The following is a 14,232-nucleotide window of genomic DNA, read 5'->3' on the forward strand; positions in this document are numbered from 1 at the left end:
CCCGGACTACAGGTTGGCCACGCGGCGCTGGACGAAGCGGTCGACGTACTCGTCGGCCGGCTGGTGGAGGATTTCCCGCGGGGCGCCGACCTGGATCAGTTGGCCGTCCTTGAGGATGGCGATGCGGTTGCCGATGCGCACCGCCTCGTCGAGGTCGTGGGTGATGAAAACGATGGTCTTGTGCAGGGTCTTCTGCAGTTCCAGCAGCTGGTCCTGCATGTCCGCGCGGATCAGCGGGTCGAGGGCGCTGAACGCCTCGTCCATGAGGATCACGTCGGTGTCGGCGGCCAGCGCGCGGGCCAGGCCGACGCGCTGGCGCATGCCGCCGGAGAGCTGGTGCGGGTAGGACTTCTCGTAGCCCTTCAGGCCCACGGTGGCGATCCAGTGCAGCGCGCGCTCCTGGCACAGCGCCTTGCTCTCGCCGCGCACCTTGAGGCCGTAGGCGACGTTGTCGAGCACGCTCTTGTGCGGCAGCAGGCCGAAGCTCTGGAACACCATGCTGATCTTGCGCCGGCGGAAGTTCTCCAGCTGGCGCGAGTCGTAGCGCAGGATGTCTTCGCCGTCGACCAGGATCTCGCCGCTGGTGGGGTCGATCAGGCGGTTGAAGTGGCGCACCAGGGTCGACTTGCCGGAGCCGGACAGGCCCATGATGACGAAGATTTCACCGGCCTCGATGGACAGCGACAGGTCGTTCACCCCGACCACGCAGTCGGTGGCGGCCAGCACCTCGGCCTTGCTCTTGCCCTGGCGAATCATCGCCAGGGCGGCGTCGGAGCGGGCGCCGAAGATCTTGTAGACGTTCTTGACCTGGATCTTGCTCATTTGCTGGCCTCGTGGTGACGCGAGCGGCCGTAGGCCTGGGTGATTCGGTCGATGACCACGGCGAGGATGACGATCGCAAGACCGGCCTCCAGGCCCTTGCCGACGTTGAGCGTCTGGATGCCCACCAGCACGTCCTCGCCCAGGCCGCGGGCGCCGATCATCGAGGCGATCACCACCATCGACAGGGCCATCATGGTGGTCTGGTTGATGCCCGCCATGATGCTCGGCAGGGCCAGCGGCAGCTGCACGCCGAACAGCTGCTGGCGGCGGTTGGCGCCGAAGGCGGTGACCGCTTCCATCACCTCGCGGTCGACCTGGCGGATGCCCAGGTCGGTGAGGCGGATCAGCGGCGGCGCGGCGTAGATCACGGTGGCGAAGATCGCCGGCACCTTGCCCAGGCCGAACAGCATCAGCACCGGGATCAGGTACACGAAGCTGGGCATGGTCTGCATGATGTCCAGCAGCGGCAGCAGGATGGCGCGCAGGCGGTCGCTGCGGGCGGCGAGGATGCCCAGGGGGATGCCGATCAGCACCGAGATGAGGGTGGCCACCATCATCAGCGCGAGGGTCTGCATGAGCTTGTCCCACAGGCCCACCGCGCCGACCAGGAACAGCAGGCCGGTGATCACCAGGGTCGGCACCAGGCGCCGGGTGGCGTGCCAGGCGATGCCGGCGACGATGGCCAGCATCAGCCACCAGGGCGTGGCGCGCAGCAGGCTTTCGAGGTTGACGATGGCCCACAGCAGGGTGTCGGAAATGTGCCGGAAGACGTCGCCGTAGTTGGTCACCAGGGCGTCGACCCAGCCGTTGACCACGTCGGCGATGGAGAAGGTGAAGCGTTCAGGGAACATGGCTCGTACTCGCAAGGATTAGGCATCGCCGGGGAGGCCTGGCCTCCCCGGCTCGGGCAGCGTCAGAGCGCGGCCTGGATCTTCTTCGCGGCGTCCTCGCTGACCCAGGCGGTCCACACCTCAGGGTGCTCCTTGAGGAAAGCCTTGGCCAGTTGTTCGGAGGACAGTTTCTCCTTGGCCATCTTCGCCAGGTTCTGGTTCAGCAGGTCGATGGGCAGGTTGACCTTCTCCAGCACCGCGACCAGCTCCGGCGCCTGGTCATGGAAGCTGCGCGACAGGCCGACCTGGATCTTCACGTCCTTGTTCACCCCCGGCTCGTCCAGCTTGACCAGGTCGGCCTGGCCCATCAGCGGCGTCGGCGACCAGTAGTAGAAGAGAATCGGCTCCTTGCGCTTGTAGCTGGACAGCACCGCGGCATCCAGCGCCGGGCCGGTGCCCGGGCGGAAGTTGGTGTACTTGGCCTCCAGGCCGTACTTCTTGAGCATCTCGGAGTTTTCCAGTTCGCAGGTCCAGCCGGCCGGGCAGTTGTAGAAGCGGCCCTTGCCCGGCTCTTCCGGGTCGCGGAACAGCTCGGCGTACTGGCCCAGGTCGGTGACCGCCTTGAGGTTCGGCGCCTTGGCCTCGATGCCGCGGGCCTTGTCGCCCTCGATCACGAAGCGCGGCACGTACCAGCCCTCGGTGGCGCCGACGATGGGCGCGCCCACGCCGACCACCTTGTTGGCGGCGGCGGCCTTGTTCCAGGCGTCGCTGCGGCCGATCCACTCCTCGCTGAAGATCTGGATGTCGTTGTTGGCCAGGGCCTGCTCCATGGTGATGGAGTTGCCCGGCAGGCTGTCGGTCTCGCAGCCGTAGCCGTTCTTCAGGATGAACTGCATGACGTCGGTGAGCAGCATGCCGCTCTCCCAGTTCAGCCCGGCGAACTTCACCGGCTTGCCGCTCTCGCACCAGCCCGCGGCCTGGGCCGATGCCATGGAACCCAGCAACCCGGCGCAAAGGATCAGGCCCAGCAGCGTCTTCTTGGAATTGTTCATCTGATGCTCCTAAAAGTGGAAAGGGGGTTGGGCAGTACAAGGGCCGCGCCCGTGCGGGGCGCGGCCGGGCCGGTTCAGGTACGGGCCGGCAGGATCAGCCGGTCCGGCACCGCCCGGCTGCTGCGCCGGGCGACCAGGTAATAGAGGACGGCGGGCACCACCAGGCCGATGATCCAGGAGATGTCCACGCCGCCCAGGTAGTCCACCAGCGGGCCGGTGTAGAACTTGGTGGAGATGAACGGCAGCTGAACTAGCACGCCGATCACGTACACGCTGATCCCCGGCAGGTTCCAGCGGCCGTAGCGGCCGTCCGGGTCGGCCAACGCCGGCACGTCGTAGCGCTCGCGGGTGATCAGGTAGTAGTCCACCAGGTTGACCGCGCTCCACGGGGTGAAGAAGGCCAGCAGGAACAGGATGAAGGACTTGAACGCGCCGAGGAACGAATGCTGGCCGAGCAGCGCGACCAGGGTGGCGGCGCCGACGATCAGCAGCACGAACACCAGGCGCTGCCGGGGCGTGACTTCGACGTGGCCGCGGAAGCCGCTGATGATGGTGGCGATGCACATGAAGCTGCCGTAGGAGTTCAGCGTGGAGATGGTCACCTTGCCGAAGGCGATGCTGAAGTACAGCAGCGCCGCAGTGGCGCCGCTGCCGCCCAGGCCGACGATGTAGGCGACCTCGCGGCCGGCGAACTGACCGTTGGCCATGGCCGCGGCGAACACCCCGAGGACCATCGCCACCTGCGCGCCTATCACCGAACCGGCGCCGACGGCGAGGAAGGTCTTCACCGACGAGGTCCTGCTCGGCAGGTAGCGCGAGTAGTCGGCCACGTAGGGGCCGAAGGCGATCTGCCAGGAAGCGGCCAGGGACACCGCGAGCAGGAAGCTGCTCCAGCTGAAATGGCGGATCTGCAACAGCGCGCCGACGTCGGTCTGGGTCATCAGGCGGCTGAACAGGTAGACGAAGGCGATCACCCCGATGACGCTGGCGAGGCGGCCGATGAAATGGATCACCCGGTAGCCGAGCACGGTCGCCAGGACGATGACGCTGGCGAAGATCAGGATGCCGGCGCTGTCGCTGACGCCGAACAGCTGGCCCAGCGCCTGCCCGGAAAGCACCGTGCCGGTCGCGGTGAAGCCCAGGTACATGAGGCACACCAGCACGATCGGGATGGCCGCGCCGTAGACGCCGAACTGCACCCGGCTGGAGATCATCTGCGGCAGGCCCAGCTTGGGCCCCTGGGCCGCGTGCAGGGCCATGACCGCGCCGCCGAGCAACTGGCCGATGAGCAGGCCGATCAGCGACCAGAACACGTCGCCGCCCAGCACCACGGCCAGGGCCCCGGTGACGATGGCGGTGATCTGCAGGTTGGCGCCCAGCCACAGGGTGAACTGGCTGTAGAGCTTGCCGTGGCGCTCGGCCTCGGGGATGTAGTTGATCGAGCGCCGCTCGATCAGCGGCTTGCTGGAGTTCTCACTGGCCTGGGACATCGCTTTTCTTCTCCACCCCGGCGCCGGGCCGGGGTTCTTGTTGTGTCAGAGGACGGATTCCGCTCGGCCCGACCGCCGCGCCCCCACCCGCGCGGCGGTTCCTCCCTGGCCCGGGGCGGCGGGGCCGCCCCTGTGCCTCACTTGCCGGTGATCATCGGCAGGTTCAGGCCCTGTTCCTTGGCGCAGTCGATGGCGATCTGGTAGCCGGCGTCGGCATGGCGCATCACGCCGGTGCCCGGGTCGTTGGTCAGCACGCGGGCGATGCGCGCGGCGGCTTCGTCGGTGCCGTCGCAGACGATCACCATCCCCGAGTGCTGCGAGAAGCCCATGCCCACGCCGCCGCCGTGATGCAGCGACACCCAGGTGGCGCCGCTGGCGGTGTTCAGCAGGGCGTTGAGCAGCGGCCAGTCGGACACGGCGTCAGAGCCGTCCTGCATGGCCTCGGTCTCGCGGTTCGGGCTGGACACCGAACCGGAGTCCAGGTGGTCGCGGCCGATCACGATCGGCGCCTTCAGCTCGCCGCTGCGGACCATCTCGTTGAACGCCAGGCCGAGCTTGGCGCGCTGGCCCAGGCCGACCCAGCAGATGCGCGCCGGCAGGCCCTGGAAGCTGATGCGCTCCTTGGCCATGTCCAGCCAGCGGTGCAGGTGGGCGTCGTCGGGGATCAGCTCCTTGACCTTGGCGTCGGTCTTGTAGATGTCCTCGGCGTCGCCCGACAGCGCGGCCCAGCGGAACGGGCCGATGCCACGGCAGAACAGCGGACGGATGTAGGCCGGAACGAAGCCGGGGAAGTCGAAGGCGTTGGCCACGCCCTCTTCCTTGGCCATCTGGCGGATGTTGTTGCCGTAGTCGAAGGTCGGCACGCCCTGCTTCTGGAAGTCGAGCATGGCCTTCACGTGCACGGCCATGGACTGCTTGGCGGCCTTGACCACGGCGGCCGGCTCGGTCTGCGCGCGGTCGCGGTACTGCTCCCAGGTCCAGCCGATCGGCAGGTAGCCGTTGAGCGGGTCGTGGGCGCTGGTCTGGTCGGTGACCATGTCCGGGCGCACGCCGCGGCGTACCAGCTCCGGGAGGATTTCGGCGGCGTTGCCCAGCAGGGCGATGGAGATGGCCTTGCCTTCGGCGGTGTACTTGGCGATGCGCGCCAGGGCGTCGTCCAGGTCCTTGGCCTGTTCGTCGACGTAGCGGCTGCGCAGGCGGAAGTCGATGCGGCTCTGCTGGCACTCGATGTTCAGCGAGCAGGCGCCGGCCAGGGTCGCGGCCAGCGGCTGGGCGCCGCCCATACCGCCCAGGCCCGCGGTCAGCACCCAGCGGCCCTTGAGGTTGCCGGCGTAGTGCTGGCGGCCGGCCTCGACGAAGGTTTCGTAGGTGCCCTGGACGATGCCCTGGCTGCCGATGTAGATCCAGCTGCCGGCGGTCATCTGGCCGTACATGGCCAGGCCCTTGGCGTCCAGTTCGTTGAAGTGTTCCCAGGTGGCCCAGTGCGGCACCAGGTTGGAGTTGGCGATCAGCACGCGCGGGGCGTTGGCGTGGGTCTTGAACACGCCGACCGGCTTGCCGGACTGCACCAGCAGGGTCTCGTCGTCGTTCAGCTCCTTGAGGGTGGCGACGATTTTGTCGTAGCACTCCCAGTTGCGCGCGGCGCGGCCGATGCCGCCGTACACCACCAGTTCCTTGGGGTTCTCCGCGACTTCCGGGTCGAGGTTGTTCATCAGCATGCGCAGCGGGGCTTCGGTCAGCCAGCTCTTGGCGTTCAGCTGGGTGCCGCGCGGGGCGCGGATTTCGACGTCGCGGAATTTGCTGGATTCGGTCACGGCAGGCTCCTTCAAGGCAGTCTTGGGCTCGGATGCGAAAGCCGGGGCGTTCGGCTTCCGGCAACGGGATTCGGGTTGGGCATCGGTGCAGGAAGCGTCGCCTCCTGTCACGTATATGCTTGTACATACAAGTATAAGCAAAGGAAAGGCCAAGTCCCTCGCCGGGCACTTCGGGCATGCTGGAAATAGAACTCAACCTATTGATTTAAAAAGTATTAATAGATGAATTCGTACAGCCGGGCGGGTCCAGGAAGGCAGCTACATCTGTCGGTCATACGCACCAGAACGGTGATCGCCTGCTCCATTTCGTAGCATCCGGTAACGCCTCGCCGTTACAGCTCGCCTCATTTCCCGGGGGCGCCGCTGCCCTTCCTTATTTCCTACAGAGGGACGCCGCGCCCCGCTCGCGCACGCAGGCATGGCGTCGGCGCAATCCGGCCCGGCGGAATGGCTCGCTTATTGCTCATACTTGTATATACAGGAATAGATAGTCTCGCCGCCGAGCGCGGTAACACTCCGGAACACGGGAGCCGTCATGTCCGAAACCCTGCAGATCACCCCCGGCCAGTTTTCCCTCGACCAGCTGCGCGCCATCCACCAGCGGCAACCCGAGCTGCAACTGGATGCAGCCTGCCGCGCGAACATCGAGAACAGCGCCCGCACGGTCAGCCAGATCATCGCCGACCAGCGCACCGTCTATGGCATCAACACCGGCTTCGGCCTGCTGGCGCGCACTTCCATCCCCGAGGATTCGCTGGTCACCCTGCAGCGCAACCTGATCCTCTCGCACTGCACCGGCACCGGCCCGCTGCTGGACGACGCCAGCGTGGCGCTGATCATGGCGCTGAAGATCGGTTCCCTGGCCCGCGGCTTCTCCGGCGTGGGCATGGCGGTCATCGACACCCTGCTCAAGCTCTACCAGGCGCGCGTCTACCCGTGCATCCCGTCCCAGGGCTCGGTGGGCGCCTCCGGCGACCTGGCGCCGCTGGCGCACATGTCCTCGGCGCTCATCGGCGTCGGCCAGGTGCGCCACCAGGGCCGCGTCATGGAGGCCAGCGAAGGCCTGGCCATCGCCGGCTGCCAGCCGCTGGTGCTGGGGCCCAAGGAGGGCCTGGCGCTGATCAACGGCACCCAGGTGTCCACCGCCCTGGCCCTGCGCGGGCTGTTCGCGGCGGAGAAGCTGTTCGTCTCGGCGGTGGTCGCCGGCAGCCTGACGGTGGAAGCGCTCAAGGGCTCCTACGTGCCCTTCGACGCGCGCATCCAGGCGGTCCGCGGCCAGCCCGGGCAGATCGACGTGGCGGCCTTCTACCGCGAGCTGCTGCACGACAGCCAGATCAACCAGTCGCACATCGACTGCAAGCGCGTGCAGGACCCCTACTCGCTGCGCTGCCAGCCCCAGGTGATGGGCGCCTGCCTCGATCACCTGCGCTTCGCCGCCGGGGTGTTCCTGCGCGAGGCCAACGCGGTGTCGGACAACCCGCTGGTGTTCAGCGCCGACGGCGACGTGCTCTCCGGCGGCAACTTCCACGCCGAGCCGGTGGCCATGGCCGCCGACGTGCTGGCCCTGGCCATCGCCGAGATCGGCGCCCTGTCGGAACGGCGCATCGCCCAACTGGTGGACCCGGCGCTGTCCGGCCTGCCGGCGTTCCTGGTCAGGGAAGGCGGGCTCAACTCCGGCTTCATGATCGCCCAGGTGACCTCGGCGGCCCTGGCCTCGGAGAACAAGACCCTCGCCCACCCGGCCTCGGTGGACAGCCTGCCGACCTCGGCCAACCAGGAAGACCACGTGTCCATGGCCACCTTCGCCGCGCGCCGCCTGCAGGACATGGCCGGCAACAGCTCGGCGGTGGTCGCCATCGAGCTGCTGGCCGCCGCCCAGGGCGTGGAATTCCACGCGCCGCTGCAAAGCTCGCCACAGTTGCAGGAAGTGCTGAAGATGATCCGCGCCCAGGTCCCGGCCTACGAGCAGGACCGCTACTTCGCCCCGGACATCGCCGCGGCCCGCGCCTGGGTGGAGGAAGGCGCGCTTAGCCGCTGGCTGGATTACTCGCGGCTGTACGGCTGATCGGACGACGGTGGCGTTCTACGCCACCGCAGACGTGGCCCGCGCCTACACCGCCTTGCCGAGGCGCTCTTCGCAGGATGGGCTGAGCCTGCGATACCCATCGCGCCATGGTGATGGGTATCGCTTCGCTCAACCCATCCTACGGGGTGTCGTGTTTGCTGGGCCATGCCCGCGAAAGCACCTGCAAGGCGCTTCTCCCACTAACGAAAAAGGGCTCCCCCGGCAGTCTTTTCCCTCAGCGTGATTCGAGTTCGATCACGCAGATGTCGGCGCTTCCCGCCACGCTCAGCCGCCACTCCCGCAGCCGCTCCTCGCCCTCGGCAAGCAGCGTGTCATGCAGCCCCAGCACAGCAGCGGCCCCGCCATCCTGGCTGACGTGAACCCCCTCGCCCGCGCTGAACAGCAGCACGGTCGAAGCGCTGCTGAAGAAGTGCGCCTCACCGCCCACCCGCAGCCACTGCAGGCGTGCGCGGTAACGCGCGGGCGCATAGATCAGGTTGAAGTCGCGGATGGCGCCGCCGAGCAGCTCGCAGTCCACCGCGCTGGCGCCATCGAAGGCGAAGGCGTCCAGGGCGCGCAGCTCGCGGGACTGCTCGCCGTCGACGGTCAGGCGCATGCCCTCGCCTTCCAGCACGGTGATCACCCGCTGGTAACCGCTGAAGGCAGAGAACGGCCCCGGTGCGCCGACGTCGGCGATGGACAGGCGCCAGCCGAAGCCCTCCAGGCCGTCGCCGGCGTCGCGGAGGATTTCGCGGGTGCTGCCCGCGCCGTTCTTCCAGGGCATCACCGGGTAGTCGGCGGCCCGCAGCAGGCGATGGTTCATGACGAGAAGCGTCCTTCCAGGCGGTAGCGCGAGCCCGGGTAGAGCAGGCGCGCGCTGGTCACGGTGTTGCGCCCCGACCAGGTGCGCCGGCGGATCATCAGGCAGGGCTCGTGGCGGTCGATGTTCAGCAGCCTGCATTCCTCGGCATCGGGCAGCACCGCCTCGACCACGTGCTCGCCCTCGCTGAGCGGAGCCACCTGGGTGAGGTAGGCGAAGGGCGTCTGCCCGGTGAAGTCCTGCTTGAGGTAGTCCGGCGCCACGGCGGCGTTGACGTAGCGGTCCTCGATCTGCACCGGCACGTCGTTCTCGAAGTGCACGATCAGCGAATGGAACACCCGCTGGCCTTCACGCACGTCCAGCGTCAGGGCGCGCTCGGCGCTGGCCTTCTCCTCTTCCAGGCGCACCACCACGCAATGGTGGCGATGGCCGCGGGCCTGGATTTCCTCGGCTATGTTCTGCACCTGGAACAACGCCGACTGGCCCTTGGGCTCGGCGACAAAGGTGCCGACGCCCTGCATGCGCACCAGCAGGCCGTCGTTGGTCAGCTCGCGCAGGGCGCGGTTGATGGTCATGCGGCTGACGCCCAGCTCGCTGACCAGCTCGCTCTCCGAGGGCACCCGGTGGTGCGGCGGCCAGGCGCCGGACTGGATCTGCTGGACGATCATCTGCTTCACCCGCGCGTACAGCGGGGCGGGCAGCTCGCCCATCTGCGAGGCCAGCGAGGAGCCCTCCGCGGGCGGGTTGGGCGGGGACGATGCGGGCACGGGGGTACTCCTTGTCGGGGCGACGGTGGGCAGTGGCGGGAAGGCAGCGGCGCAATGCGCTCTTGTCCTCCGGCATGTACCGGAATCGACCGGTGCATACAAGTCCCGCGGCGACCGCCGGGCGCATCACCTAGTTTACGGCCATCCTAAACGTCTGTATATGTATATACAAATTCGAAGAGCCCTGCGAGGACCCCAGCATGCCTGCCCTGTTCGCCGAACACGCCCTGCTCCCCAGCGGCTGGGCCCGCGATGTCCGTTTCGAGGTTGCCGCCGACGGCCTGCTGGCGCGGGTCGAGGCCAATGCCAGCGCCGAGGGCGCCGAGCGCCTGCGCGGGCCGGTGCTGCCGGGCATGCCCAACCTGCACTCGCACGCCTTCCAGCGCGCCATGGCGGGCCTGGCCGAGGTGGCCGGCAACCCCAACGACAGCTTCTGGACCTGGCGCGAGCTGATGTACCGCCTGGTCGGCCGCATCACCCCGGAGCAGTTGCAGGTCATCGCCCGCCAGCTGTACATCGAGATGCTCAAGGCCGGCTACACCGGCGTCGCCGAATTCCACTACGTGCACCACGACCTGGATGGCCAGCGCTACGCCGAGCCGGCCGAGCTGGCGCTGCGCGTCAGCCAGGCCGCGCGCGAGGCCGGCATCGGCCTGACGCTGCTGCCGGTGCTCTACAGCCATTCCGGCTTCGGCGGCCAGCCGCCCAGCGAGGGCCAGCGCCGCTTCATCAACGGCACCGACGCCTACCTCGAACTGATCCACGGCCTGCAGCCGCGCCTGGCGGCGCAACCGGCGCAGCGCGTCGGCCTGTGCTTCCACTCGCTGCGCGCGGTGACGCCGCAGCAGATCACCGAGGTGCTGGAGTCCGACAGCAGCGAAGGGCCGATCCACATCCACATCGCCGAGCAGCAGAAGGAAGTCGACGACTGCCTGGCCTGGAGCCAGCGCCGGCCGCTGCAGTGGCTGTACGACAACATCGAGGTGGACGAGCGCTGGTGCCTGGTCCACGCCACCCACGCCGAGCCCGACGAAGTCGCCGCCATGGCCGCCAGCGGCGCCGTGGCCGGCCTGTGCCTGACCACCGAGGCCAACCTCGGCGACGGCATCTTCCCGGCGGTGGACTACCTGGCCCGCGGCGGGCGCCTGGGCATCGGCTCGGACAGCCACGTGTCGCTGAGCGTGGTGGAAGAACTGCGCTGGCTGGAATACGGCCAGCGCCTGCGCGACCAGAAGCGCAACCGCCTGTACCGCAGCGACCAGCCCAACATCGGCCAGACGCTCTACGAAGCGGCCCTTGTGGGCGGCGCCCAGGCCCTGGGCCAGCCGGTGGGCGAACTGGCGGCGGGCCGCCGCGCCGACCTGCTGGTGCTCGACGGCAACGATCCCTACCTGGCCACCGCCAAGCCCGAGACCCTGCTCAACCGCTGGTTGTTCGCCGGCGGCGACCGCCAGGTGCGCGATGTGATGGTCAACGGGCAGTGGGTGGTGCGGGAGCGCCGGCATGCGCTGGAAGAGCAGAGCGCCGGGGAGTTCGCGGGGGTGTTGCGGGAGTTGTTGGCGTAGGGCGCTCCGTGCTCGGCACCGAGCGGCCTGGGGCCAAGGTCAAACGGCGGATAACGCGGAGCGTTATTCGCCCTACGCCTGGCTTTCGTTGATTGCGGATGGTGTTTGCCGGCAGATTCATCTCCGGGGCAACCCCTTTTCCCTCTCCCCAACCCTCTCCCTGAAGGGAGAGGGGGCTAGTCCGTGCCGAGAGAAGAAATGGTTTCAGCTGGAAACCACCGGAGCTGCCGGCTGACTCCAGAATCCCCAACCCTGCCCAACGGTCCCCTCTCCCTTCAGGGAGAGGGTTAGGGAGAGGGAGCGGAGGTGAAGTAGCGCGCCTGCGTTACCGGCAGACACCACCACCCCACAAAACATCCATCCCTCAATTCCCCGCTATCGCGCTGTCCTTGCTCCGCCAGATCAGATCGCTCGTGTCATACCCCTTGCGATTGGCCTCGGCCAACAAACGACGCAACGTCGCCGCGGGCAGGCTGGTCTGTCGCGCCAGCAGCCACAGGTGGTCGCGGTCGCGGTTGCCGACCAGCGCGGTCTGGTAGTCCTCGTCGACGTAGAGCACCTGGTAGTCGCCGCGCACCACGCCGGGGAGCAGCCGCGACGCCCAGTTATCGAAGCGCACCCAGAAGGCATCGGTGCTGCCCGGCGTCTGCGGGGTGGCCGTGCCGGTCACCTGTTTCCAGCTGCCGTCGGCGGTGCGGCAGCGGTTGCGCAGGCCGATGCTGCCGTCGGCGCGCACGCTGTAGTGGGCCTCGGACTGCAGGCAGGCGCGCTGGAAGAACATCGGCTTGCGCGCCAGCTCGTACCATGTGCCGGCGTAGCGCTGCGGGTCGACCTGCATCGTTTGCGGCCGCTCCTCGGCGTGCCCGGCGCAGCCGCCGATGCCGGCCAGCGCGACGGCGGCGAGCACCCGCAGCGCGGCGTTCATCTCACTTCAGGCCCTGGCCGGAGAACATCAGCACCTTGTCGCCGGCGTACTGCACGCTGATGAAGGTCTTGTCGTCACCCCAAGTGCAGCTGGACACGCCCAGCGCGCCGGAGCACTCGGTCGGCTTGCCGAGCAGGGCCTCCACCTCGGCCTTGTCCATGCCGGCCTTGAGCTTGGAATAGTTTTCCTGGTTGAGCTTGCTGCAGGCGGCCATGGCGATGCAGACGGCGATCAGGGCGATACGGCGGAAGGACATGGGCAACTCCATTGTCGGATGGTCCATTGGACAAGCGTGGCACAGGCCACGCGAAACGCACCCTTGGAGTCAGAAACGCGAGCCGGGTTCCTTGAGGAAGGCGACTTCCTCGGCGCTGGACTCGCGGCCAAGGATGGCGTTGCGATGGGGGAAGCGGCCGAAGCGCGCGACCACCGCGCGGTGGCGCTCGGCGTAGTCGAGGAAATCGGCGAACAGCGCCTTGTCGTCCTCGGCGGCCTGCTCGTGCAGTTCGGCGAAATGCTGCACCGCCTGCTCCTGCTGCGCCAGGTCCTCGGCGTGCTCCAGCACCAGGTAGACGAAGACCCGCTCGATGGGCTGCAACTGGCGGTCCAGCCCGGCCGCAAGACCGCGACGCACCAGCGCCTGGGCGCGGGCGTCGCCGTCGTAGGCGCGCGGCGTGTCGCGGAAGATCATCCGCGGCAACTGGTCCAGCAGCAGGATCAGCGCCAGCCAGCCCTGGGCCGAGCCGGCCCAGTCGGCCAGCCCGCCGTCCAGGGCCTGGCGCACCAGGCCGCCGAAGCGGTTGTCCGAAGCCCTGTCCTCGCAGGCGCTCTTGCCGAACCACAGGCCGTTGCGCTGGGCGGCGACGTCGCTGGCGCGCAGGGCGTCGCCGAACCACCAGTCCAGCAAAGCCTGCCAGGCGGGTGCCGCGCTCATCAGGCCTGGTGGTAGCCGGTGACGCGCTCGACCTCTTCCTTCGAACCGAGGAACACGGCCACGCGCTGGTGCAGCGACTCCGGCTGGATGTCGAGGATACGCTGGGTGCCGTTGGTGGCGGCGCCACCGGCCTGCTCGATGATGAAGGACATCGGGTTGGCCTCGTACATCAGCCGCAGCTTGCCGGGCTTCTCCGGCTCACGGGCATCGCGCGGGTACATGAAGATGCCGCCGCGGGTCAGGATGCGGTGCACGTCGGCCACCATGGAGGCGATCCAGCGCATGTTGTAGTTCTTGCCCAGCGGGCCTTCCTTGCCGGCCAGCAGTTCGCTGACGTAGCGCTGCACCGGGGCTTCCCAGTGGCGCTGATTGGACATGTTGATGGCGAACTCGGCGGTGCTTTCCGGCACGCGGATGTTGTCGTGGGTGAGCACGAAGCTGCCCAGCTCGCGGTCCAGGGTGAAGCCCTTGACGCCGTCGCCGAGGGTCAGCATCAGCATGGTCTGCGGGCCGTAGATGGCGTAGCCGGCGGCGACCTGCCTGGTGCCCGGCTGGAGGAAGGCCTGCTCGTTGAGGCTGTCGTTCTGGCTCAGGTGCTGCTCGGGGCAGCGCAGCACCGAGAAGATGGTGCCGACCGAGACGTTGACGTCGATGTTGCTGGAGCCGTCCAGCGGGTCGAACACCAGCAGGTAGGCGCCCTTGGGGTACTTGCCGGGGATCTGGTAGGCGTTGTCCATCTCCTCGGAGGCCATGCCGGCCAGGTGGCCGCCCCACTCGTTGGCTTCCAGGAGGATTTCGTTGGACATCACGTCCAGCTTCTTCTGCACCTCGCCCTGTACGTTCTCGGTGCCCATGCTGCCCAGCACGCCGCCCAGGGCGCCCTTGGACACGGCATGGCTGATTTCCTTGCACGCACGCGCCACCACCTCGATGAGGAAGCGCAGGTCGGCCGGGGTGTTGTGGCTGCGGGTCTGCTCGATGAGGTAGCGGCTGAGGGTAACGCGGGACATGGAAGGGCTCCGGGGGAGAGGTAGGAAAAAAACTGCGCGCATTCTAGCGTGGAATCGGCCACGCCGCCTCCCGTACGGCGCGTCCGTCCTGAGGTTGGAGCGCGCCGCCGGTGGTCGGTTCCCTCGTCGCTGCGGCCG

Annotated in this window: 13 protein-coding genes; 2 read left to right on the top strand and 11 right to left on the bottom strand. The window is 68.0% G+C overall.

Annotated elements, in window-relative coordinates:
- Positions 1-6 precede the first annotated feature (6 nt).
- The 5 genes from PcP3B5_RS28420 to hutU form a co-directional block, all read right to left on the bottom strand.
- Positions 7-822: a quaternary amine ABC transporter ATP-binding protein gene (locus PcP3B5_RS28420; protein ID WP_061563012.1), complete on the bottom strand. Its 816-nt coding sequence runs from the start codon at positions 820-822 to the stop codon at positions 7-9.
- Positions 819-1,673 (bottom strand): ABC transporter permease, encoded by an 855-nt coding sequence (locus PcP3B5_RS28425; RefSeq protein ID WP_061563013.1) that lies wholly within the window; start codon positions 1,671-1,673, stop codon positions 819-821. Before PcP3B5_RS28425 ends, PcP3B5_RS28420 begins: the two co-directional genes overlap by 4 nt.
- Before the next feature lie 62 nt (positions 1,674-1,735).
- Positions 1,736-2,704: an ABC transporter substrate-binding protein gene (locus PcP3B5_RS28430; RefSeq protein ID WP_061563014.1), complete on the bottom strand. Its 969-nt coding sequence runs from the start codon at positions 2,702-2,704 to the stop codon at positions 1,736-1,738.
- 74 nt (positions 2,705-2,778) lie between these two features.
- A complete protein-coding gene (locus PcP3B5_RS28435) occupies positions 2,779-4,194 on the bottom strand; it encodes a purine-cytosine permease family protein (RefSeq protein ID WP_061563015.1) in 1,416 nt (471 codons plus the stop codon).
- Between the two features lie 137 nt (positions 4,195-4,331).
- On the bottom strand, positions 4,332-6,008 hold the full coding sequence (gene hutU / locus PcP3B5_RS28440; protein WP_061563016.1) for a urocanate hydratase: 1,677 nt from the start codon (positions 6,006-6,008) through the stop codon (positions 4,332-4,334).
- Between the two features lie 535 nt (positions 6,009-6,543).
- On the opposite strand from hutU, the gene hutH reads away from it, so the two are divergent.
- Positions 6,544-8,073 (top strand): histidine ammonia-lyase, encoded by a 1,530-nt coding sequence (hutH, locus tag PcP3B5_RS28445; protein WP_043268389.1) that lies wholly within the window; start codon positions 6,544-6,546, stop codon positions 8,071-8,073.
- A 235-nt stretch (positions 8,074-8,308) separates the two neighbouring features.
- Here hutH and PcP3B5_RS28450 read toward each other — a convergent pair whose 3' ends face one another.
- Complete coding sequence (locus tag PcP3B5_RS28450) at positions 8,309-8,896, bottom strand: HutD/Ves family protein (RefSeq protein WP_043268387.1); 588 nt, start codon at positions 8,894-8,896, stop codon at positions 8,309-8,311.
- Positions 8,893-9,603, bottom strand: coding sequence for a histidine utilization repressor (hutC, locus tag PcP3B5_RS28455; RefSeq protein WP_051878704.1), 711 nt, complete (start codon positions 9,601-9,603; stop codon positions 8,893-8,895). The genes PcP3B5_RS28450 and hutC overlap by 4 nt, the downstream gene beginning before the upstream one ends.
- A gap of 257 nt (positions 9,604-9,860) precedes the next feature.
- Between hutC and PcP3B5_RS28460 the strand changes: the two genes are divergently transcribed.
- A complete protein-coding gene (locus tag PcP3B5_RS28460) occupies positions 9,861-11,225 on the top strand; it encodes a formimidoylglutamate deiminase (protein ID WP_061563017.1) in 1,365 nt (454 codons plus the stop codon).
- A 364-nt stretch (positions 11,226-11,589) separates the two neighbouring features.
- On the opposite strand, the gene PcP3B5_RS28465 is transcribed toward PcP3B5_RS28460, so the two are convergent.
- The 4 genes from PcP3B5_RS28465 to PcP3B5_RS28480 form a co-directional block, all read right to left on the bottom strand.
- Positions 11,590-12,150 carry a lipocalin family protein gene (locus PcP3B5_RS28465; protein ID WP_061563018.1) on the bottom strand — a complete coding sequence of 187 codons (561 nt, stop codon included), beginning with the start codon at positions 12,148-12,150 and terminating at the stop codon, positions 11,590-11,592.
- 1 nt (position 12,151) lies between these two features.
- Positions 12,152-12,406, bottom strand: coding sequence for an outer membrane protein assembly factor BamE domain-containing protein (bamE, locus tag PcP3B5_RS28470; protein ID WP_009613753.1), 255 nt, complete (start codon positions 12,404-12,406; stop codon positions 12,152-12,154).
- A 69-nt stretch (positions 12,407-12,475) separates the two neighbouring features.
- Positions 12,476-13,084, bottom strand: a complete 609-nt coding sequence (locus PcP3B5_RS28475; RefSeq protein WP_061563019.1) for a DUF924 family protein — start codon at positions 13,082-13,084, stop codon at positions 12,476-12,478.
- Positions 13,084-14,094, bottom strand: a complete 1,011-nt coding sequence (locus PcP3B5_RS28480) for a class 1 fructose-bisphosphatase (protein WP_061563020.1) — start codon at positions 14,092-14,094, stop codon at positions 13,084-13,086. Before PcP3B5_RS28480 ends, PcP3B5_RS28475 begins: the two co-directional genes overlap by 1 nt.
- Positions 14,095-14,232 lie beyond the last annotated feature (138 nt).

Source organism: Pseudomonas citronellolis, assembly GCF_001586155.1.
In the GTDB taxonomy this organism is placed as follows: domain Bacteria; phylum Pseudomonadota; class Gammaproteobacteria; order Pseudomonadales; family Pseudomonadaceae; genus Pseudomonas; species Pseudomonas citronellolis.

Coding starts and splice junctions, on each gene's coding strand:
- PcP3B5_RS28420 (WP_061563012.1), bottom strand. CDS start 822: ATGAGCAAGATCCAGGTCAAGAACGTCTACAAGATCTTCGGCGCCCGC.
- PcP3B5_RS28425 (WP_061563013.1), bottom strand. CDS start 1,673: ATGTTCCCTGAACGCTTCACCTTCTCCATCGCCGACGTGGTCAACGGC.
- PcP3B5_RS28430 (WP_061563014.1), bottom strand. CDS start 2,704: ATGAACAATTCCAAGAAGACGCTGCTGGGCCTGATCCTTTGCGCCGGG.
- PcP3B5_RS28435 (WP_061563015.1), bottom strand. CDS start 4,194: ATGTCCCAGGCCAGTGAGAACTCCAGCAAGCCGCTGATCGAGCGGCGC.
- hutH (WP_043268389.1), top strand. CDS start 6,544: ATGTCCGAAACCCTGCAGATCACCCCCGGCCAGTTTTCCCTCGACCAG.
- PcP3B5_RS28450 (WP_043268387.1), bottom strand. CDS start 8,896: ATGAACCATCGCCTGCTGCGGGCCGCCGACTACCCGGTGATGCCCTGG.
- hutC (WP_051878704.1), bottom strand. CDS start 9,603: ATGGGCGAGCTGCCCGCCCCGCTGTACGCGCGGGTGAAGCAGATGATC.
- PcP3B5_RS28460 (WP_061563017.1), top strand. CDS start 9,861: ATGCCTGCCCTGTTCGCCGAACACGCCCTGCTCCCCAGCGGCTGGGCC.
- PcP3B5_RS28465 (WP_061563018.1), bottom strand. CDS start 12,150: ATGAACGCCGCGCTGCGGGTGCTCGCCGCCGTCGCGCTGGCCGGCATC.
- bamE (WP_009613753.1), bottom strand. CDS start 12,406: ATGTCCTTCCGCCGTATCGCCCTGATCGCCGTCTGCATCGCCATGGCC.
- PcP3B5_RS28475 (WP_061563019.1), bottom strand. CDS start 13,084: ATGAGCGCGGCACCCGCCTGGCAGGCTTTGCTGGACTGGTGGTTCGGC.
- PcP3B5_RS28480 (WP_061563020.1), bottom strand. CDS start 14,094: ATGTCCCGCGTTACCCTCAGCCGCTACCTCATCGAGCAGACCCGCAGC.